The organism is Anabaenopsis sp. NIES-4685 (assembly GCF_059725405.1).
This window is the reverse complement of the sequence record NZ_AP043602.1, coordinates 2039817-2060373: the sequence shown is the minus strand read 5'-3', so window position 1 is coordinate 2060373 and position 20557 is coordinate 2039817. Positions and strand designations below refer to the sequence as shown.

Below are 20557 nucleotides of genomic sequence, written 5' to 3'. Positions count from 1 at the left end.
ATAGGAAGGATTGGGGAACACACAAAAAACAATAAAATCCAGTCCCCTCCCCTGACAAGGGGAGGGTTAGGGTGGGGTTAAACAATAGTTGATACACTAATCATGACTTGACAAACATCCACTTAGAAAAAAATATGTTAAAAATGGAATTAATTAAGTTGAAATGGTGTGTATTTACCTCCCAATGCTTCTACAATGGTGCGAGTATTAGCTACCATCATTTTGATATAGGAATCGGTATCACTGCCTTTTGCACCAATGGAATCAGAGTATAATTTACCTGGTGCTAATTTTACACCGGCTTCTTGAGCAACGGTAGTAATTAAGGCTTTGTTGATTGTAGTCTCAGCAAAGATGGCGGGTACACCGGTGTTTTTGATAGACTCTACTAAACGCCCAACTGTTTGGGCGCTGGGTTGTTCTTCTGTACTCACACCGATTAATGTCCCGGCGATCGCCAAGCCATAGGCTTGAGTATAATATTGAAAAGCGTCATGGGTGGTGACCAGTTGGCGGTTATTTGGGGGGATAGTTTGAATTTGTTGATTAATCCAGTTATGTAATTGCTGTAATTCATTGGTTAACTCAGATGCTCTTTGAGTAAATTCTGGTGCATCTGGGGGGGATAATTTAATCAACTCATCCCGAATTATATTGACCATGGCGATGGCATTTTCTGCACTTCCCCACACATGGGGGTCTGGTATAATTTTACCATCACCTTGATCTAATTTCAAGGCTGAGACGATTTCACCCACTGCTACCTTCTGGGCTTTTTGACCCACCGCATTCATTAACTTAATTAGTCCGGGTTCCAAATCATAGCCATTATACAAGATTAAATCAGCCGTTTCTAAAACCCGGCCATCTGCTGGTGTCGGTTCATAAACATGGGGGTCTACACCTGCTTGGAGAATACTAATTAACTCAATGTCCTCTCCGCCGACTACCTCAGCCAAATCAGCAATAATAGTATTAGTTGCAACTACTCGCGGTTGTGCATCAATCTCCCCGGAGACGCGGTTACTATCTATTTGGTTACATCCGCCTATGGCCAACCCTAACAATACTCCTACCACACCTGGGCAAAATAATCTAGCTGTTGATTTCATTGAGTTACACTTGTTCTCATCTTCTTCTCATATTTAAGGTACACTATTCTCATATTCTTTTCATTTTTTCACCAAAGGGAACAGGGAATAGGGAATAGGGAACAGAGAACTATGAGTATTAATATTACCCATGTTGGGGTGCATTACCACACAGCAGCAGCTTTAACAGATGTTAACTGTATCATTAAACCAGGGAGAATCACGGGGATTTTTGGTCCTAATGGTGCTGGTAAAAGTACGTTAATGAAAGCCATGCTGGGGTTAGTCCCCTGAGTAGTGGCAGAGTTTTGTATAAAGAGAAACTATTAACCCAGCAACTAGAAAAAGTTGCATATATCCCCCAGCGGAATCAAATAGATTGGAGTTACCCTGCTACAGTGTGGGATGTGGCGATGATGGGAAGGGTAAAAAAGACGGGTTGGTTACGTAGCTTTTCCCCGGTTAGTCGTCAGGAAACTAAAAACGCCCTCCAACGGGTAGGAATGTTAGCATATTGCGATCGCCCCATAGGAGAATTATCTGGGGGACAACAACAAAGAGTATTTTTAGCCCGTGCTTTGGCACAGCAAGCAGATATATACTGCTGTGATGAACCACTAGCGGGGATTGACCAAAAAACCCAAGCTGTGATTTTTACTGTCTTTCGGGAATTAGCCGCTGCTGGTAAAATTGTTTTAGTGGTTAACCACGATTTAGGCGAATCAATTACTCACTTTGATGATTTAATTTTACTCAATCGGGAATTAATCGCTACAGGTGTACGAGAGCAAGTTCTGACAGCAGAAAACCTGAATCGCGCCTATGGTGGTCAAGTTATGTACTTTAATGACGCTGCTTAAATTATCCCTATTTCTGGTTTGGTATAAATAGGACTGGCTGAATAAATCTAAAACCTATATAAATCAAAGGTTTGAGATTGCTAAAAAACAAAATCGGTGCAGGGTTTTTCCTGGTTTTACCATCAAAAGTGGACATTTTAGGTTAAATAAATTAAATCGGAAAATTTAGGGGTGACGGATAGCTCAAACTGTTCGGTGTGTTCCCTGTTCCCTGTTCCCTGTTCCCTATCCCCACGAAAAGAATTTCTGTTGCAAACCCTAAATACCTATGATTGAAGCATTAATTGAGCCACTACAATATACCTTCATGCAGCGATCGCTCCTGGTCGCCATTATAGTCGGTTTGCTGTGTGCCGTGGTGGGTAGTTACTTAATGGTGCAAAGATTAGCATTACTGGGTGATGCTATCAGTCATTCAGTCTTGCCAGGACTGGCGATCGCCTTTATACTAGGAGCAAACATTTATTTAGGGGCATTTATAGCCGGGGTAATCAGTACAATCGCCATCACCTGGATAAAAAGCCACTCCCCCATCAAAGAAGATGCGGCCATGGGTATAGTCCTGTCAGCATTTTTCGCCACGGGGATCACTTTAATTACAGTGATTCAAAAGACCCAAAAAATCGACCTGAGTCACTTTCTGTTTGGTAATATTCTGGGGGTAACATCCCAGGAGGTGCGGGACACGGCCATGATTGCGGCTATAGTTTTAATAGTTGTGTTGTTATTATATAAAGAACTATTATTTTACACCTTTGACCCGCTGGGGGCACAAGCTGCGGGTTTACCAGTAAATCGGTTAAACTTTGGCTTAATGGTGCTGATTGCTCTGACAATTGTGGCTAGTATGAAAACTGTAGGCGTTATCCTAGTCTTAGCACTGTTAATTACACCGGGAGCGACTGCTTACCTGTTGGTGAACCGGTTACATCAAGTTATGATTTTAGGCGCATTCGCTGGGTGTATTTCCAGTATTAGCGGAATGTACCTCAGCTACTTTTTTAATTTACCCTCTGGTCCGGCGATAGTTTTAGTAGCGTCAGGCTTATTTTTGTTAGCATTACTGTTTAGTCCTAAAAACGGGATTTTTACGTCAAGAATGAGTCGTAAAAATACATAAATGATTAAATACTGACAAAAATTACAGCTTAGTTGAAAATTCTTCGTTAATCTAACAAAAGCAGTTTATTTTCCAGCAAAATGACCGGAAGCAGTCCCACAATTTTAGCCTTAGACTTTGATGGAGTAATTTGCGATGGACTAATAGAGTATTTTGAAGTCGCATGGCGAACCTATTGTAAAATTTGGTCTCCAGTAGATAACACGCCCCCAGATGATTTACCATTAAGATTCTATCGCCTCAGACCAGTGATTGAAACGGGTTGGGAAATGCCAGTTTTAATCAAAGCCTTAATAGATGGAATTCCCGAAACCTCAATTTTGCAGGAATGGGGGAAAATCACCCCCCAGATTTTATTAGAGCATAGTCTGCAATCCCAAACAATTGCCCTGCAACTTGACAATTTGCGGGATGAATGGATCAAAACTGATTTAGAAGGTTGGCTAAACCTGCATAGATTTTACCCCGGCGTAGTGGAAAGAATGAAAATCACCCTAGCCGGTGAAACAAAAATATACATTGTCACTACCAAAGAAGGACGCTTTGTTGAGCGGTTATTAGCAAGGGAAGGGGTGAACCTACCACCGGGGGTAATTTTCGGTAAGGAAGTTAAACGACCCAAATATGAAACTTTGAGAGAATTAATTGGTAAGGCTGCAGAGAAACCGGTTAAACTGTGGTTTGTAGAAGATAGGCTGAAAACATTGCAATTGGTGCAACAGCAAACGGACTTGAAAGATGTTGAACTTTTTCTGGCAGACTGGGGATATAACACCCAAACAGAAAGGAAAGCAGCCCAAATTCATCCGACAATCGGACTACTAAGCCTGTCCCAGTTTACTAAAAACTTTGCTGCCTGGCAATAAGGCCTCAAACCCTAGGCGCATGATCATCTGTGTTCATCTGTGGTGATTTTTTCCACTCACAGATGATTGAGTAAATCTAAAAATTGTGCGATAAATTTATAGCAATATAGAATAACGGTGGTTAACACAACCAACCAGACCTAGGTTATTTTATAGCCTTTTTCAGGCTCATGAAGTACACACCTATTCCCTATTCCCTGTTCCCTATTCCCTGTTCCCTGTTCCCTGTTCCCTCAAACTAAAAAAAATTGTACCTCACGAGCATGGGAAATGCTATATGCTAGATATTACAAAATTAGCGCGACAAATGCAGGGTTTAAGTCAACATCTGAGTTTAGAAGCTGCTGCAAGTCGCCAGAGGTTAGAATTAGCTCAAGAATATTTACAAAAAGCTTATGAGTCCCAGCAAGAGTTGATAGAGCTTCAGCAACGATGGCGCGATCGCATTCTGTTTGCGAATGCTACACCCATGGAACCCCTGGAAACCCGCATTAATATTCTAGTCCCCCCCAAAGTGCATACGGTTATCGCTACTGACGGGTCTCAAATTGCGCCCAACCATCATGAAATTGCTTACTGTTACTTGTTGAACATTGGTAGAGTAGTGTTACACTATGGGCAAAACCGCCAACCACTGCTAGATAGTTTACCAGAAGTATTTTATCGCCCGGAGGATTTATATATATCTCGGCAATGGGGAATTAAAACTGAGGAGTGGATGGGATATCGCCGCACTGCTTCGGAAACTACAGTTTTAGCGGAATTAGCTTGTGTAGCTAAAGGAGAAGCTCCGGCCTTAGCAATGGTGGATGGTTCTTTAATTTACTGGTTTTTAGAGCAGTTACCTTTAGATGCACGCGATCGCATTTTACCACCAATCCTGGAAGCATGGCAACAGTTGCATCTGGCTAAAATTCCCCTGTTAGGATATCTGAGCGCTTCTCGCCACATTGATTCTACCAACTTTTTCAGATTATTGACTTGTCCCCATCAGGTTCCCGACTGTAAAAGTTATTGTCCAGACCCTGCGGAAAAATCTCCTTGTCAAGTTTTTGACACTTTGAGAGATACTACTTTATGGGGAACGACATTACAACCAGGACAACGTGGTCCGATATGGCGTAGTAATAACCGGGTTTTAGAACTTTATGAGCAGCAAATAATTTACTTTTGCCACGTCCATGTAGGCAGTGAAATTGCCCGGATAGAATTCCCTGCATGGGTAGCTGAAGATACAAGTATGCTGAACCAAGCGCTGGCGCTGATGCTGTCCCAGGTGCAGAAAGGCCAAGGCTACCCTGTAGCGATCGCAGAAGCCCATAATCAAGCAGTAGTCAGGGGAGGAGATAGAACCCGTTTTTTTGCTCTTTTAGAGAGACAAATGATTAAAGCCGGTTTGAGAAATGTGGGAACTTCCTACAAAGAAGCTAGAAAACGAGGCAGTATTGCGTGATACCAGACCTATTTGCCCCAGTGTTAGGACAATCCCAAGCCATTGAACTACTTACTCAAGGGGTTAAACAAGACCGAGTCCCCCGGCTTATTTATTTGTGGGCATAGATGGTGTGGGTAAAAGCTTGGCTGCTAGGTGCTTTGTGGAACTACTTTTTTACGTAGAAACACTTAACTTGATTACGTTACAAAATCGGTTGCGTCAAGGTAATCATCCTGACTTGTGGTGGGTAGAACCAACTTACCAATACCAAGGGCAAAGATTCACGGCCGCAGAAGCAGCGGAGAAAAAACTTAAGCGCAAAGCTCCCCCGGTAATCAGACTAGAGCAGATCCGGGAAATTGGGGAATTTCTCAGCCGTCCTCCCTGGGACGCACCCAGAAACGTGGTGGTTATTGAGTCAGCCCAGACAATGGCGGAAGCTGCTGCTAATGCGTTGCTGAAAACTTTGGAGGAACCGGGAAAAGCGACAATAATTTTAATTGCACCATCCCCTGAGTCTATTTTGCCCACATTGGTGTCACGCTGTCAACGTATCCCCTTTTATCCGTTGGATACACAGTCCTTAACTCAAGTCTTGACCCAAACAGGACATGGGGCAATTTTGGCAAATCAGGCGCTATTAAATATGGCTGCTGGTAGTCCGGGTAGTGCGATCGCATCTTATGAGCAATTACAAGCAATTCCGGAAACCTTACTCCAAGATGTGAGCAAAAGACCATCATCTTACCGCCAAGCTTTAGAATTAGCCAAGAAAATCGCCCAAGAGTTAGACACAGAAGCACAACTATGGTTAGTGGATTATCTGCAACAATCCTACTGGCAACAGTGGCATCAACCACAAATCATGCACCAACTAGAACAAACTCGTAAATTCTTACTGTGTTACGCCCAACCGCGGTTAGTTTGGGAATGCACATTTATAGCCATGCTTCCCCGAAGAATGGAATGACCGCCCATTTTTGTGGATGCATCCAAGATCGGGACTTCTCCCCCTGAGAAAAGTTCTTTTTGCATACCTAATTCACACCTGTAATTATTCCATACTTTAGCTGATCAGATGCCCCCCAAATATCAACGGGTAAATAACTTGATGTGAAACTGTTCGTAGAGTAGGTTACATAACTTTACAGATGGGTGAAATCCCGGATAAATTTCACTCTATCACTGATGCGGAAGCACTCTCATTGGATTGAGGTAAGCTGGGTAACTCTAAACAATATCCTGCCCCATACACTGTTTTAATATAGCGGGGGTGACGAGGATCTGGTTCTAGTTTAGTTCTCAAGTGGCGGATATGCACCCGAATAGTTTCAATATCATCATCTGGGTCATAACCCCAAACCTCCCGCAAGATTTCGCTGGGGGAAACTGTCTGACCGTGGCGTTGCAGCAAACAGTGCAGGAGTTCAAATTCCAGATGAGTGAGTTTCACTGTTTGATTAAACCATATGGCCTCAAATCTTTCTGGAACCAGAGTTAAATTCCCATAGTTGAGAATTTCGCTATGTTTTGCTGCTTGGGGGATGCGGTCAGTACGTCGCAATAACGCCCGCACCCGTGCTAACATCTCCTCAACTTCAAAGGGCTTAGTGAGGTAATCATCCGCCCCCGCATTGAAGCCTTCCACTTTGTCATGAGTTTGACTTAAAGCCGTCAGCATCAAGACGGGAATTTCCGCCGTGCGGTCATCCCGCCGTAGGCGTTGGCAAACTGTAAACCCGTCTACTCTGGGTAACATCAGGTCAAGCATGATTAAGTCAGGTTGTAGCTGTAGCGCCAGCGCTTGACCTTTGATACCATCTTCCGCCTGGCTGACATCGTAGCCAGCCATCTCTAAATTGACGGCCACTAGTTCTGAAATGGCTGCGTCATCGTCTATGACAAGAATCCTCGGCATTATTTAATAACTTATGACTACTTCATTAAGGATAAATAAGAACCTTTGACAGATACAAAGATTTTTATCTTGATTATAAGAAACACTTAAATCTAACATAAATGTCAAATTACAAGATGGTGGCATCAGAAATAAAGTACTCTAAATCCTATATATGTTGTGTTCTTCTGCCTACAATTCGCCTCGATTCCTGGAAAATGCTGTGTAGGGAAAACGTTGTGGGGGGGGGTTCAACCCTGTTCCCTGATATAACCGCAAATTAAACTAGTTATTATTCCACCTTAATGTTCCTCGAATAAGTTCTGATAGTGCGATAGAGAAGCGCTGCTGCGTACAGGGCGATCGCGTATTTAGGTAAAGAGAAGAACAACACAATGCAAGTCTCAAGACGTAAATTTTTAACCTTAGCTGGCACAAGTGCAGCTACCGTGACAATGCTGTCACCATTGGAAGCATTTTATGCCCGGGTTGCCCGTGGTGAAATGCCCAACAGCACCGGTTATGGAAAACTGGAGGACAAGCTACCTTTAAACACAGCTGAACTGCCTGATAACTTTAAGAACATACCGATTTTAAAACTCCCTCGGACATTCAACTACACGGCCTTCCATTTTACTGGTGAGCCAATGGGCGACGGGTTCACAGTACCATCGAATCATGACGGGATGGCTGCATACTCTGGGGCTAACGGCTCAACAATTCTAGTTTGTAACCATGAACTGGGTACTTCCGCTAACCACCCTGTGAGTGGTGATAATCGCTACTCCACGGGCGCTCAGGGGGAACCAGTACGATTGTAGTGGGAGCAAACCGCAGACCCATCACAAACTTTAACTCCTTAGCAGGTACTGTTCGTAACTGTGCAGGTGGACCGACACCCTGGCGGACATGGGTTACTTGTGAAGAAACCTTTTCTACAAGCACTAACACCACTGGTACTGCTGGGACCGAAACCGCCAGACACGGTTACAACTTTGAGGTTGTAGCTGACCCGAATAGCGGTTTAGTCACCCCAGTTCCCTTGATAGACATGGGACGCTTTAACCATGAGGTTATAGCTGTGGACCCCAGAACTGGCTATGTGTACGAAACTGAAGACCGTGGTGATAGCTGCTTCTATCGGTTTGTACCTAATGTTAGACCTACCAAGGCTGGGGACTTGGCTCAAGGTGGTAGTTTGTATGCTTTAAAAGTTAGAGGTGCGGAAAACTTTGCCCTCAATACTATCAATAATCCTAATTTTGGTGGTGAACCTGGAAAGGTTAAGGTTGGTCAAAAATTGCCTGTAGAATGGGTGCAAATTGATAATCCCGACCCAGATGCTGAGAATGCTGATGCTGGGGTTGGTGTGCGTTACGAAGCTCAAAGCAAGGGTGCTGCCATTTTCTTCCGGGGTGAGGGCGCTTGGTATGGTAATCAAATGGTTTACTTTGTTGCTTCTCAAGGTGTCCACCTGTATCTGATGCTGCTAACGCCAGAGGTAATGGTCAAGTTTGGGCTTATGACCCGGCGAGAGAAGAGTTAACTTTAGTAGTTGAAGCTTCTCCGAGTGGTCAATTTTTACAAGCTCCGGATAATATCACTGTTGCTCCTTGGGGTGACCTGTTCTTATGTGAGGATGGTAGTGGTACTGATTATATTGTGGGTGTTAACGGCAAAGGTGAAGTTTATCAATTTGCCATGAATAATCTCGGTAGCAGTGAGTTTGCTGGCGCTTGCTTCTCTGCTGACGGTAGAACGATGTTTGTCAACATTCAGTCTCCGGGTATTACACTGGCTATTTTTGGTCCATGGAATCGTCGCAGATAAGTATTAAGTAGTGTTTAAATGAGAGAAAAAACTGGGAAAACCCAGTTTTTTTTGCATAAATACACAGGTTAAAAACCTAACTTCACACCCCGAATGGCATAATCTAGTAACTCCATGGGGTGCATGACTGAAATGGTTTTACCCTGTAATTGTAAATGCTTGGTAATTTGCAAGGTACAACCGGGATTAGCAGAAGCAATTAACTGTGCACCTGTATTTAACAAATTCTGTACCTTTTGCTGACCTAACTCCTCAGCTACCTCTGGTTGCAGCATATTATAAACGCCGGCACTACCACAACACAAAGCTGCGTCTATAGGTTCGGTTAGTTTCACGCCGGGAATTTGTTGTAATAATTGACGTGGTTGCACACTAATCTTTTGTCCATGGAGTAAATGACAGGCATCTTGATAAACTAAATTTAAAGGCTGATCACTTAAGGGGGATAATTTAGCTGTCAATCCTACTTTGACTAAAAATTCTTGAGCATCTTTGACTTTAGCAGCAAAAGCCTGCGCCTGGTCTCGATATTCTGGGTCATCTTGGAGGATGTGACCGTATTCTTTTAAAGTATGACCACAACCTGCAGCATTGATAATGATAAAATCTACATGGGTATTGGCAAAACTGTCAATCATTTGTTTTGCTAAACTTTGGGCTTGTTGGGTTTGTCCTTGATGTTCTGGAAGCGCCGCACAACAACCTTGAGATTTAGGAATTACGACTTCGCAACCATTCGCGGTTAATACTCGCACGGTGGCCTCATTAATGGGGGAGAAGAATAACCGTTGTACACATCCCAAAATTACCCCTACCCGGTAACGCTTTTCTCCTTGGGGGGGAATAATATCTGGTAGGTTATCTTGAAAGGATTGCAGGGTAATTTTTGGTAAAATTGATTCCATGGCTGCTAAACGGGGAGATAGTTTTTTGAGTAACCCTGTAGTTTTTACTAATTTTGGTAATCCCAACTTTTGATAAACTAGCAGGGGAAATAAAAACAGCCGTAATAAATCAGGATTAGGAAATAAGGAAAATATCAGTTTACGAATCAAGGTATCTGGTAAATTGCGCTTATAATTGCGTTCTACTTGGTGACGAGTGGCGGATATTAATTTATCGTACTGCACGCCGGAAGGACAAGTACTTACACAAGCTAAACAACCTAAACAAGAATCAAAATGTTGTACTGTGGCTGTATTTAGAGCTATTTCACCCTCGTTAATTGCATCCATTAAGTAGATGCGTCCCCTGGGTGAGTCCATCTCTTTACCAATCACCCGATAACTTGGACAAGTGGACAGACAAAAACCACAATGTACACAACTATCAATCAATTTGGGATCGGGTGGCTGATTGATATCAAAACTTTTTAAATTCTTAATCCTAGTAGTATGATTCGCGGAATTGTCAGAAACTTGCATATTTAAATTCTTTCCCTCTCTATCTGGTGTGTTTTGGTAGCTGTGTGGTTGTTTGCTTAAATCCCACCCACAAACCGACCCGGACTGAAAATATTTTTACTATCAAACTGTTTTTTAATTTGGCGCATCATATGCAAGGAATTACCAGTATATCCCCAAATATCTATGGCTTGTTTAACTGTGTTTGGTGCTGTTAAGATGCTCAAGAATCCCTTGTGAGACTGACAGCGATCGCGCATTTTTAAAACCTGATTTTTATCTTCCAATTGCCACAGACCCAAACCACTAGACAGATGAATCAAACCCATACCTGTTTGACTCAAAACCTCCACAGATGCACTAGGTAATACTCCTATTTTGCAGGTAATTGCCGAATCTGTGACGGGTTTATCCATTATTTCTCGTAATCTTTGCCATAGATGAGCGTCATGTTCATCCATATAAATTGTCCCTTTTAAACCCAATTGTTCGCCTAGTGCTAACAGTCTACGTGACTGTTCTTGGACACTTTGACTAATGCTTTGGAAGCGCGCGATTAGTCCCATACCCTGATTCTCACCTAGGGTAGAAACTAGTTGTGTGGAGAGCAAATCAGCTTGAGTTGGTGTTAAAGCACTATTACGCAGGGTGGTTGCAGCTTGGGATATGGCTTCTGGTTTACCTGTTAGCATCACTGTAGCGGATGCTGCGGGTAATGGATATACCCTTAAAGTTACTTGACTAATAACACCTAATGTGCTGTAGGAACCGGTAAATAATTTCATTAAATCGTATCCGGCAACATTTTTCACTACTCGCCCCCCTGCTTTGGCAATTTCCCCATCAGCACGGACAAAGGTAATACCTAGTAACTGGTCGCGGACACTCCCATAACGTTGTCTGAGGGAGTTGGTATCAGCTGTGGCGATTATACCGCCTATGGTTGCTAATTGCGGTTGACTGGGGTCAAGGGCAATAAATTGGCGGGATTTGGCTAAAATTTCTTGGAGATGGCAAAATTGCATCCCTGCTTCTACGGTGACGGTTAAATCACCGACTGCGTGGGCAATTAGTTGGTTGATGCTTGCTGTACTAACTATGATGTCAATATCTGTGGCTAAACCACCCCAGTTGATTTTACTAGTTTTTCCTACCGGCAGGACGCGCCAGTTTTGATGGTGGGCTTCGGCGATGACTGCTGCTAGTTCTCCTTGGGTGCGGGGATAGACGATACAATTGGGGGGTTTTGCGGATGAGATCGCCTGTTGGATGTGTTTTTGCTGTTTGGGTGGGAGGTTTTCCCAAGGATGGATGGCGGTTTGTTCGATGATAGATGCAAGACAAGAGGCGATCGCGTTCATCAGTTTTTTTTGTTTTTAGTCTCCGTATCTTAATATCTATCAAAGTTTCGACTTCGCTCAACTACCGAAATCTATAAGTTTTCGTAAGCGAACTCGCAGGGAACAATATCAGGGGGTATTGGGGGGTGTGTGGTTTCGACTTCGCTCAACTACCGACATCTATAAGTTCCCTACTTGATACACTAATCATAACTTTTAAAGATAAAAATTACCTGTTCAAAACTTATTAAATATCCTCTGATACTTAAGCAGTAATTGCTTGTGTGACTTTTTATTACGATCTTTGTCATACTCCACCAATGGTTGTTTTTTGTGTCATAGTGGGGGGAAGAGAATTGATTCGGTGATCAGATTTTGTTTTTATTATTGACGGGCTATTTCCTTTTGGTATTTACAGGCTTTTCTCCGAAACCGAAATCTCTACACTCTTACGATTTTGGAGAAATTTTATGTCAGTTTATGTAGGTAATCTATCTTATGAGGTTACACAAGATGCACTTAATGCAGTATTTGCCGAATATGGTTCTGTAAAGCGGGTACAACTGCCTACTAACCGCGAAACAGGACAACCGCGGGGTTTTGGGTTTGTAGAAATGGGTACAGATGAGGAAGAAAGCGTTGCGATCGAAGCTCTTGATGGTGCTGAATGGATGGGACGCTCCCTGAAGGTAAATAAAGCCAAACCCAGAGAAGATAAGGGTTCTTTTGGTGGTAACCGTGGTGGCGGTAATTTCCGTAGCCGTTACTAGATCAAATAGATTATACCTTTTTAACTGCTAAACACCGGCAGTAAAAAAAAGGTCATGGTTTCGTACACATGAAAATGGACTCAAACCGAGTCCGTTTTGATGTGAAAACATTAACCTAAGTGGGAAATTCATGACTGGAGTTTGAGTTTAAGCGCGTAATAGCGCTTTCTCCGCAGCTTGGATCAGATGTTCTTGGGAAAGCTGTTGTAATTTGTACATATGCTCAAACAAACTCCAGCAGTATTCTTCTGGTAATCCACAGGTAACAGCACCCCGCAAGACAACAGTAGAATACCAGTCGTTGGGTGCGAGTTCTTCTGGGAGCTTGTTCACCACTATATAAGTGCGCGTATTTTTGTAGACATTATTTTGGGAATGAATCTCTACTGTTTCCCGACGGTATAAACTTTGGGAAACACCTTCGCGTTTATCTAAGTTTACACTCAAGCGCCAGGGTAGTTGATAAAGGACACCTTTGACATGAGCTTGGTCGTCTGGTAAGACATCTAAAACCCCACACTTGCGGGTGGGAGAATAGGAATAGAACCCTAGGCGGTAACCTTTCAACACCGCTGGGCCGATAATATAATCATGGGTATTTTCACCCAGCGATCGCTTTAAGTCTACCGGACACATACAAGAACCATAGGCAAAATAGTAAAACATTGGCTCTTTTTGTGCCTGTTGTTGCAGTTTCAACTGAGGCTGGGGCAGATCATGGGATTGTACCCAACGATGGTGTGAGCGATCGCTTTGATGACTCATCTATCTTCAGAAGTATTTAATAAATATTTTATCATCAATTTCCTCAAGATACAACTTTATTCCGATAGAAAAACCGTAGTTTAAAATTATGGGTAGATAAACCCAGTAATTAATATGAGAATTAGGCTGAAATTTAAGTGCAATCCTGGGTAATTTTCCCGGCTTCTTGATTGAGCCTGACGGACGAACCCGTGCTATTAGTGTGATAAACTAAGGTTTGGTCAACAGCATCGACAGTTACTCGCCACCCTGGGACTAAAGCCTGAGTGCAGAATTCATCAGGACCAGCTAGGTTTAAACAGCCATCATTCCATGTTTGTGGTTGAGCTTGAATAATCTTGAGTTGAGAAATTGGTAAGTCTAAATTTTCAGAGACCGCTTGTAAAACTGCATTTTTGACAGACTCTGGTAGATTCATCACCTGGTTATCTGTGGGAGTATCAGTAGCTGCTAAAAGTAAAGAACCCGGGTAGCTGTGTGGGTGAGGAGCAACGGTCGCAGCAGTAACGCGGTTAATGATTGTCAACCCGCTACCCAGAGAAAAAATGCCGGTTAAAATCACCACAGTGATAATTCGGGCTTTATTGGTAATATAATTATTCTTGTGCGTCATTGTGCTGATCAAACCCCAATATTTATTATTAGTCTATTATGGCAAGCGATGGCAGCACCAGCCCTAAAGTTCCCAAAGCAGATATGACAAATATCTGCACGCAATATACAGCTATTCTCACCAGGTAAAAATCATGCAACTTATTTGCATATGGACTGGTCATAAATGATGATTCAGGCTGTGGATAGCGAATATGAATAAAAAACTCAAACTTTTTCCGCCTCAAAAGCAAGCCTCACTGGCGGTGATACTTGCCTTGAGTATAATCATCACTGTAATTATATCACTACCTCTCTATGGTCAAACCATACCAAAGGTAGAATTAAGAGGCGTGTGGCTGACAAATATTGATAGTAACGTACTATTTCAACGCCAGCGCCTGGAAAAGGCCTTGCAACGGCTGCATGAATTTAACTTTAATACAGTTTACCCGGTGGTGTGGAATTGGGGATATACATTATATCCTAGTCAAGTTGCGGCTAAAGTCATTGGGCGATCGCTAGATCCCGAACCGGGACTACAAGCAAGAGATATACTCAAAGAAATTGTGAGCGAGGGACATAAAAACAGGTTAAAAGTGATTCCCTGGGTTGAATTTGGCTTCATGGCTCCAGCTGATTCGCTCCTAGCAAAAAATCGTCCCCAATGGCTCACCAGTCGTCAGGATGGTAGTAAAATCGTCAAAGAAGGCATACATAATCGCGTTTGGTTAAATCCCTTTCACCCAGAAGTACAGGAATTTATCCAAAATCTCATAGTTGAAATCGTCAAAAACTACGACATAGACGGCATTCAATTTGACGATCATTTTGGCTTACCATCGGAATTAGGTTACGACCCCTATACAGTGACATTATATAAACAAGAACATAATGGTCAAGCTCCCCCACCAGACCCCAAAAATCCCCAATGGTTGAGATGGAGAGCGGATAAAATTACCGACTTGATGGAGCGGGTATTTACAGCCATCAAAGCCAATCAAAAAGACTGTATTGTTTCGGTTGCACCCAATCCCCAGCGTTTCTCCTACGAATATTATCTGGCAGATTGGCAGAGATGGGAAAGAATGGGACTGATAGAAGACCTAGTATTGCAGATATATCGGGATGATTTAAATGTATTTATCCAAGAACTAGAATATCCGGAGGTGAAAGCCGCCCGTAGTCATATTCCCGTAAGTATAGGTATTTTATCTGGGTTGAAAAATAGAACCGTCCCCATAGAACAAATTCAAACACAAGTAGAGAAAGTACGCGATCGCAAGTTTGCCGGAGTATCCTTTTTCTTTTATGAAACCCTGTGGAATCTCAGCCAACAACAGCCACGCAAGCGTCAAACAGGCTTGAAAAAGATATTCCCCACGCCAAGCAGCTATCCTACAGCGCATTTTATCTGAGTGAGGTATTGAGGGGCGGGCAGGATGCCCACCCCACAAGATTTATGATGTTAAGGTGTGTATTTTATTTACTTGAAAACTGCTGTAATTTACTCACAGGTTGGCAACCGTAGACAAGGGAGTGGTTAAGATCCCCGACTTTTTAGATCATTAGAGGTAGTCTGGGATAATTTAGTTTCAGAAGTCGGATCTGGGATGGGGTGCAAGATACCGGATTTCTTAGATTATTAGAGTTTGTCTGGGATAATTTAGTTTCAGAAGTCGGGGATATGTTGCGTACCTTTGCGCCCCTTTGCGTTTAACAACAGATATAATAAATACACCGTCATCCCCTCAACTTACACCCCCGCACCCATGAAACGTCACCTCGCCATTATTAGCTGTATATTACTGCTACCCCTTCCTGTCCTTGGGGAAATCACCCACAGCAAAACCTCAAAACCCCCCATAGCAGATGAATGTCAACTTATACCAGAAGACCCAGATACGGGAGCATATTCCGAAAGACAACTACAACAGCTTGTGAGACAAATCACAGTTAAAGTCAGGGGAGAGCGTGACGTAGCATCGGGGACAATTTTAGCCAAAGCTAAAACAGGTAGCTCTTACTTAGTAATGACCAACGCCCATGTAGTCAGGAGAATTAACCCCAAAAGCCTGAATATTCAAACACTAGACGGTAAAACTCATCCAGTCAAATTGCTTCCTGATGCAAACCTTGGTCAATTAGACCTAGCTATATTAGAATTTAACTCAAATCAGCAATATTGCTTACCACCAGAAGTTGCTAACTTTGATATTGATATAGATACCCCAGTCATGGCGGGGGGATACCCCAGTACAGAAAATAATATAGTATTTAGATCGGGAAGAGTTAGAAAAATTGTTTCCCAACCGAGTTTAAAAGAGGGTTATGAAATTGGCTACGACAGCGACATTGAGCAGGGGATGAGCGGCGGTGCGATTCTCAGTGTCTACGGGTATTTACTGGGAGTTAATGGTATGAGCCAATACCCTATATTAAATTTAGGTTATGTCCGTGCTGATGGACAAGAACCCACAGCAGCAGAAATTGAGGAATGGCGTGGGTATAGTTGGGGAATCCCTGTAAGTAGGGTGTTAGATGCGGTGAAACCAGAGGTGTTAACTGCTTATGGTTTACCCCAACGCCAACTCCCACCCCTACCCCAGACGGAGATCCCTGGTTATCAAGTCCCGGAAGTACCATTAACAGGGTGGTTAGGGGAATTGGAGGAAAAAGCTAAACAAATTACTGTCAGGATTGATAGTAGTAGTCAAAATAATGGTTCAGGTGTAATTATTAATCAGGAAGGAAATAGTTACATAGTCCTGACTGCAGCTCATGTGGTGTGTGAGAAGAAAGGGGGAATGGGGGAATGTCACCCCTATACTTACACTATTGTCACCGCTGATGGTCAAACACATCGAGTGGAACCTGGTAGTATTCAATATAATGAAGGGGTGGATTTAGCAGTAGTTAAGTTTAGGAGTAACCGGAGTTATGCAGTTGCTACCTTAGCTAAATATCCGACCCGAGATAATCAATATATGTTAACAGGGGGGTATCCGAGACTGGGGACAAGTTCACCCTGGCGGTTGACATTAGGACAAACTTGGAGTAGGGAAAGGGGGTTAATCCAAACTACTCTGTCAAGTTCCCAAACTAACAAGGATCCGGGAGCGCAATTATTACAAGCTGTGGGTCAAGCTGCGGGAGCTGTAGACGGGGGATATGAGTTAGTTTACAGCAGTATTACCCTGGGTGGGATGAGTGGGGGTCGGTGTTGGATACTCAGGGACGAGTAATTGGGATTCATGGAAAAGCGGAGGGGGTGAGGAATATTGCTTGGGGTGACATACACATAGGTAATAGTTTAGGGATTCCCATTAGTACCTTTTTAGCTTTAGCACCGAGATGGAATACCCGACCGCAAGGGGTGGAAGATACAGGACCACGGGAGTTAAGTCTGGAGGATGTGGAATCTATTCAAAATACTATTCTCTCAATTCCAGTTCCCCAGGGGGATGCTGATGCTAGATTGTGGATTGAACGGGGGAATCAATTGTGGCGGTTACGTCGCTATGATGAGGCGGTACAGGCTTTTGAGCGGGCGATCGCCCAAAAACCAGAGTTTTTTATTGATTTGGCTTATTATGGTCAGGGTTTGGCTTTAGGCGGGAGTAAACAATTCAAAGCAGCAGCAGCAGCGTTAGAATTGGCGGTAAAGGCTAACCCTAAATTTGTCCCCGCTTGGGATTATCTGAGTATAGTTTATAGGCAATTACAGGAGCTGGAGTCATCTTTGAGTGCTATCAATGAGGCGATTAGGCTGGAGCCTGGTAATCCTAATTTGTATAATCAGAAGTATTGGGTGTTGTTGAATTTACAGAGGTATGCAGAGGCTGAGTTGGCGATAAATCAGGCGATTGAACTCAGTCCCCGTGCTGCTTTTTACAACAATCGCGGTCGTGTTTACCTTGACCAGCAAAAATGGGATTTAGCTTTGGCTGATTTTAACCAAGCTATTGGGATTAATCCTAATTATGCTGATGCTTACATCATTCGCGGTACTGTTTACCTTAACCTGAAAAAATGGGATTTAGCTGTGGCTGATTATAGCAAAGCTATTGAACTTAATCCTGATAATTCTCTGACTTACACAGGTCGCGGTCTTGTTTACTATAACCTGAAAAAATGGGATTTAGCTTTGGCTGATTATAACAAAGTCATTGAACTTAGTCCTAATGATGCTCAAGGTTACACTGGTCGCGCTTTTGTTTACCTTGACCTGAAAAAATGGGATTTAGCTGTGGCGGATTATAGCAAAGCTATTGAACTTAATCCTAATGATGCTCAAGGTTACATCAATCGCGGTAATGTTTACTATAACCTGAAAAAATTGGATTTAGCTGTGGCTGATTATAACAAAGCTATTGCGATTAATCCTAATTTAGCTCAAGGTTACATCAATCGCGGTACTGTTTACTTTGACCTGAAAAAATGGGATTTAGCTCTGGCTGATTTCAACCAAGGCATTGAACTTAATCCTAATGATGTTCAAGGTTACATCATTCGCGGTCTTTTTTACCGTGAGTTGAAAGAATGGGATTTAGCTATAGCTGATTTTACCCAAGCCATTGAACTTGCTCCTGATTTTCTTTTAGCTAACTTTCGTATTTTGGCTTACACGTTACGCAGTCATATTTACCGTGAGTTGAAAGAATGGGATTTAGCTGTGGCTGATTACACCCAAGTTATTGAATTTAATCCTAATTTAGCTCAAGGTTATATTTGGCGGGGTGTTGTTTACGTTAACCAGAAAAATTGGGATTTAGCATTGGCTGATTTTAACCAAGCTATTGGGATTAATCCTAATTTAGCTCAAGCTTACTACAATCGCGGTGTTGTTTACCACTCACAACAAAACTATACAGCAGCGCTAGCTGAGTACAATCAAGCTCTGAGCAAAGATAAAAACAACTTACCAGCTATTAATAACATAGGTTTGATTAAATATGAACAGGGTGATAAAACCACTGCTATTAAACAATGGGAAGAAGCTATAAAAGTTAACAATAAAGTGGCAGAACCTATACTAGCCTTAGCTGTGGCTTTATATACCCAAGGACAACAAGAAAAAGCCTATGAGTTAGCTACAACAGTTTTAAACCTAGACAAAACCTTTGCTGATGTGGAGGTTTTGAGAAGGAATCTTTGGGGGGATAAAATTATCAGTGATGCTCAGAAGTTGTTATCTACCCCCACAATCAAAACTCTGTTATCCCAAATCAAGGAATAGTCTACGGAAAATGTTCACTTTCAGATATCTTGATAGTCTTGCTGTTTGTCAACTTGAGGTGATGTAGTGCCAGTAAATGTTGATAAACCCCACTTGTGGAAACAAGATGCGGATGACAACAGCACCACCCATCGCTCGTGACCGTCTGATGGGACTAGCCGGGGTGTCACCCAATCTTGTCAAAAACATGGAAGAAAAGCAACGCATCCCACCAAAAATGGATACCACAATACAAAAGCAAGTTGGTTTCTGTAGAGACGCTCCGCTTAACAGCCAAATGGACAAAGATTGGATTTACCCCAAATAATACTCAGTCTAATTTAAAGCAACTTCAGTTAAAAGATTTATTTACTATTAAACGTGGTTTAGCAACAGGGGCTAACAATTTCTTTGTGCTTACAAAAGAACAGGTAATAGCATATCAACTGCCGATTGAATTCTTAAAACCTATTCTGCCCAGTCCCCGTTATTTATTAGTTGATGAAATTGAAGCTGATATAAAAGGTAATCCCATTTTGACACAGCAGCTATTTTTGCTGGACTGTGCATTGCCTATATCTGAGGTGCAAGCCAACTATCCAATGCTGTGGCAATATTTGCAGATGGGAGTAGACAATGGAATTAGCGATCGCTATTTGTGCAGACATCGTTCTCCCTGGTATTCGCAGGAGAATCGTCCACCCTCCCCATTCCTCTGTACCTATATGGGTCGTCAAGATACCAAAAGAGGTAGACCCTTCCGCTTTATTCTCAATCACTCCCAAGCAACAGCTACTAACGTTTACTTGATGTTGTATCCCCTCCCTGTTTTGGCTCAAGCATTTTCACAAAATTCCGAATTACTTAAGCAGGTATGGCAGGCTTTAAATGGGATTTCTGATCAAATGCTCATGGGTGAAGGTCGGGTGTATGGAGGTGGACTATATAAGCTGGAACCAAAAGAATTGGGTAATGCTATTGTTTCAATTCCAATATTGTTTTAAGGTGAAACAAAACCAGAAAAATTGCTGCTTTGGAAGCTATTGCAACAGATTCTTAGACAGTTCCACCCTAGGTTTTAGCCCCTACCGCTGCAAGCAGATCAACTCGGGGATAACGTCCACCTAAATCAATGCTCCTATAATACACAACCGCATTAATAACTGGAGCGGTTTCGACTTCCCTCAACCACCAACATCAAGGGCGATCGCCGTTCCCATCACCGTAGTCGAAGGGAACATCAAGGGGCGATCGCCGTTCCCATCAGCGTAGTCGAAGGGAACATCAAGGACAATCGCCGTTCCCATCAGCGTAGTCGAAGGGAACATCAAGGACGATCGTGGTTTCGACTTCGCTCAACCACCGAGATCA

At 42.8% G+C, this 20557-nt stretch carries 16 protein-coding genes and 3 pseudogenes; 12 read left to right on the top strand and 7 right to left on the bottom strand.

Annotated features, from left to right (window positions below):
* Nucleotides 1–149 precede the first annotated feature (149 nt).
* On the bottom strand, nt 150–1112 hold the full coding sequence (locus AC6IZ0_RS09110) for a metal ABC transporter substrate-binding protein (protein WP_497725851.1): 963 nt from the start codon (nt 1110–1112) through the stop codon (nt 150–152).
* A gap of 87 nt (nt 1113–1199) precedes the next feature.
* Here AC6IZ0_RS09110 and AC6IZ0_RS09105 point away from each other — a divergent pair.
* The 5 genes and pseudogenes from AC6IZ0_RS09105 (at nt 1200) to AC6IZ0_RS09085 (ending at nt 6342) form a co-directional block, all read left to right on the top strand.
* Nucleotides 1200–1951 (top strand): annotated as a pseudogene (locus tag AC6IZ0_RS09105) (metal ABC transporter ATP-binding protein).
* A 268-nt stretch (nt 1952–2219) separates the two neighbouring features.
* Nucleotides 2220–3071 (top strand): metal ABC transporter permease, encoded by an 852-nt coding sequence (locus AC6IZ0_RS09100; RefSeq protein WP_497725850.1) that lies wholly within the window; start codon nt 2220–2222, stop codon nt 3069–3071.
* An 80-nt stretch (nt 3072–3151) separates the two neighbouring features.
* Nucleotides 3152–3937: an HAD family hydrolase gene (locus tag AC6IZ0_RS09095; RefSeq protein WP_497725849.1), complete on the top strand. Its 786-nt coding sequence runs from the start codon at nt 3152–3154 to the stop codon at nt 3935–3937.
* A gap of 277 nt (nt 3938–4214) precedes the next feature.
* Nucleotides 4215–5390, top strand: coding sequence for a DNA double-strand break repair nuclease NurA (locus tag AC6IZ0_RS09090; RefSeq protein WP_497725848.1), 1176 nt, complete (start codon nt 4215–4217; stop codon nt 5388–5390).
* Nucleotides 5387–6342: pseudogene (locus tag AC6IZ0_RS09085) on the top strand (DNA polymerase III subunit delta'). Before AC6IZ0_RS09090 ends, AC6IZ0_RS09085 begins: the two are co-directional and overlap by 4 nt.
* Nucleotides 6343–6546: 204 nt before the next feature.
* On the opposite strand, the gene rpaA reads toward AC6IZ0_RS09085, so the two are convergent.
* Nucleotides 6547–7290, bottom strand: coding sequence for a two component system response regulator RpaA (gene rpaA, locus AC6IZ0_RS09080; protein ID WP_271732249.1), 744 nt, complete (start codon nt 7288–7290; stop codon nt 6547–6549).
* A 374-nt stretch (nt 7291–7664) separates the two neighbouring features.
* On the opposite strand from rpaA, the pseudogene AC6IZ0_RS09075 reads away from it, so the two are divergent.
* Nucleotides 7665–9099: pseudogene (locus AC6IZ0_RS09075) on the top strand (alkaline phosphatase PhoX).
* A 68-nt stretch (nt 9100–9167) separates the two neighbouring features.
* Here the strand turns inward: AC6IZ0_RS09075 and AC6IZ0_RS09070 are convergent.
* Complete coding sequence (locus AC6IZ0_RS09070) at nt 9168–10523, bottom strand: (Fe-S)-binding protein (RefSeq protein ID WP_497725847.1); 1356 nt, start codon at nt 10521–10523, stop codon at nt 9168–9170.
* 56 nt (nt 10524–10579) lie between these two features.
* Nucleotides 10580–11863, bottom strand: coding sequence for an FAD-binding oxidoreductase (locus AC6IZ0_RS09065; protein WP_497725846.1), 1284 nt, complete (start codon nt 11861–11863; stop codon nt 10580–10582).
* A gap of 449 nt (nt 11864–12312) precedes the next feature.
* On the opposite strand from AC6IZ0_RS09065, the gene rbp reads away from it, so the two are divergent.
* Nucleotides 12313–12612 carry an RNA-binding regulator gene (rbp, locus tag AC6IZ0_RS09060; protein ID WP_497725845.1) on the top strand — a complete coding sequence of 100 codons (300 nt, stop codon included), beginning with the start codon at nt 12313–12315 and terminating at the stop codon, nt 12610–12612.
* A gap of 147 nt (nt 12613–12759) precedes the next feature.
* Here the strand turns inward: rbp and AC6IZ0_RS09055 are convergent, their stop codons facing one another.
* Together AC6IZ0_RS09055 and AC6IZ0_RS09050 are read right to left on the bottom strand one after the other, a co-directional pair.
* Complete coding sequence (locus tag AC6IZ0_RS09055; protein ID WP_497725844.1) at nt 12760–13377, bottom strand: gamma-glutamylcyclotransferase family protein; 618 nt, start codon at nt 13375–13377, stop codon at nt 12760–12762.
* Nucleotides 13378–13510: 133 nt separating this feature from the next.
* Nucleotides 13511–13990 (bottom strand): DUF8738 domain-containing protein, encoded by a 480-nt coding sequence (locus AC6IZ0_RS09050; RefSeq protein ID WP_497725843.1) that lies wholly within the window; start codon nt 13988–13990, stop codon nt 13511–13513.
* Nucleotides 13991–14183: 193 nt separating this feature from the next.
* Here AC6IZ0_RS09050 and AC6IZ0_RS09045 point away from each other — a divergent pair, with 193 nt between their 5' ends.
* From AC6IZ0_RS09045 to AC6IZ0_RS09025, 5 genes are all read left to right on the top strand, one after another.
* Nucleotides 14184–15386, top strand: coding sequence for a glycoside hydrolase family 10-like protein (locus AC6IZ0_RS09045; RefSeq protein WP_497725842.1), 1203 nt, complete (start codon nt 14184–14186; stop codon nt 15384–15386).
* 354 nt (nt 15387–15740) lie between these two features.
* Nucleotides 15741–17213, top strand: coding sequence for a S1 family peptidase (locus AC6IZ0_RS09040; RefSeq protein ID WP_497725841.1), 1473 nt, complete (start codon nt 15741–15743; stop codon nt 17211–17213).
* A complete protein-coding gene (locus AC6IZ0_RS09035; RefSeq protein WP_497725840.1) occupies nt 17189–19207 on the top strand; it encodes a tetratricopeptide repeat protein in 2019 nt (672 codons plus the stop codon). Before AC6IZ0_RS09040 ends, AC6IZ0_RS09035 begins: the two co-directional genes overlap by 25 nt.
* Nucleotides 19208–19319: 112 nt before the next feature.
* On the top strand, nt 19320–19514 hold the full coding sequence (locus AC6IZ0_RS09030) for a hypothetical protein (protein ID WP_497725839.1): 195 nt from the start codon (nt 19320–19322) through the stop codon (nt 19512–19514).
* Nucleotides 19450–20190, top strand: coding sequence for a hypothetical protein (locus AC6IZ0_RS09025; RefSeq protein ID WP_497725838.1), 741 nt, complete (start codon nt 19450–19452; stop codon nt 20188–20190). Before AC6IZ0_RS09030 ends, AC6IZ0_RS09025 begins: the two co-directional genes overlap by 65 nt.
* A gap of 180 nt (nt 20191–20370) precedes the next feature.
* Here AC6IZ0_RS09025 and AC6IZ0_RS09020 read toward each other — a convergent pair whose 3' ends face one another.
* The gene (locus AC6IZ0_RS09020) at nt 20371–20514 is read right to left on the bottom strand and encodes a hypothetical protein (RefSeq protein WP_497725837.1); all 144 of its coding nucleotides are present in this window, start codon (nt 20512–20514) and stop codon (nt 20371–20373) included.
* Nucleotides 20515–20557 lie beyond the last annotated feature (43 nt).

Excerpts from the sequence above, each read along its gene's own strand:
- AC6IZ0_RS09100 (WP_497725850.1), top strand. The coding sequence starts at position 2,220 with ATGATTGAAGCATTAATTGAGCCACTACAATATACCTTCATGCAGCGA.
- rpaA (WP_271732249.1), bottom strand. The coding sequence starts at position 7,290 with ATGCCGAGGATTCTTGTCATAGACGATGACGCAGCCATTTCAGAACTA.
- AC6IZ0_RS09045 (WP_497725842.1), top strand. The coding sequence starts at position 14,184 with ATGAATAAAAAACTCAAACTTTTTCCGCCTCAAAAGCAAGCCTCACTG.
- AC6IZ0_RS09090 (WP_497725848.1), top strand. The coding sequence starts at position 4,215 with ATGCTAGATATTACAAAATTAGCGCGACAAATGCAGGGTTTAAGTCAA.
- rbp (WP_497725845.1), top strand. The coding sequence starts at position 12,313 with ATGTCAGTTTATGTAGGTAATCTATCTTATGAGGTTACACAAGATGCA.
- AC6IZ0_RS09055 (WP_497725844.1), bottom strand. The coding sequence starts at position 13,377 with ATGAGTCATCAAAGCGATCGCTCACACCATCGTTGGGTACAATCCCAT.
- AC6IZ0_RS09110 (WP_497725851.1), bottom strand. The coding sequence starts at position 1,112 with ATGAAATCAACAGCTAGATTATTTTGCCCAGGTGTGGTAGGAGTATTG.
- AC6IZ0_RS09050 (WP_497725843.1), bottom strand. The coding sequence starts at position 13,990 with ATGACGCACAAGAATAATTATATTACCAATAAAGCCCGAATTATCACT.
- AC6IZ0_RS09070 (WP_497725847.1), bottom strand. The coding sequence starts at position 10,523 with ATGCAAGTTTCTGACAATTCCGCGAATCATACTACTAGGATTAAGAAT.
- AC6IZ0_RS09020 (WP_497725837.1), bottom strand. The coding sequence starts at position 20,514 with ATGTTCCCTTCGACTACGCTGATGGGAACGGCGATTGTCCTTGATGTT.
- AC6IZ0_RS09065 (WP_497725846.1), bottom strand. The coding sequence starts at position 11,863 with ATGAACGCGATCGCCTCTTGTCTTGCATCTATCATCGAACAAACCGCC.
- AC6IZ0_RS09040 (WP_497725841.1), top strand. The coding sequence starts at position 15,741 with ATGAAACGTCACCTCGCCATTATTAGCTGTATATTACTGCTACCCCTT.
- AC6IZ0_RS09095 (WP_497725849.1), top strand. The coding sequence starts at position 3,152 with ATGACCGGAAGCAGTCCCACAATTTTAGCCTTAGACTTTGATGGAGTA.
- AC6IZ0_RS09030 (WP_497725839.1), top strand. The coding sequence starts at position 19,320 with ATGACAACAGCACCACCCATCGCTCGTGACCGTCTGATGGGACTAGCC.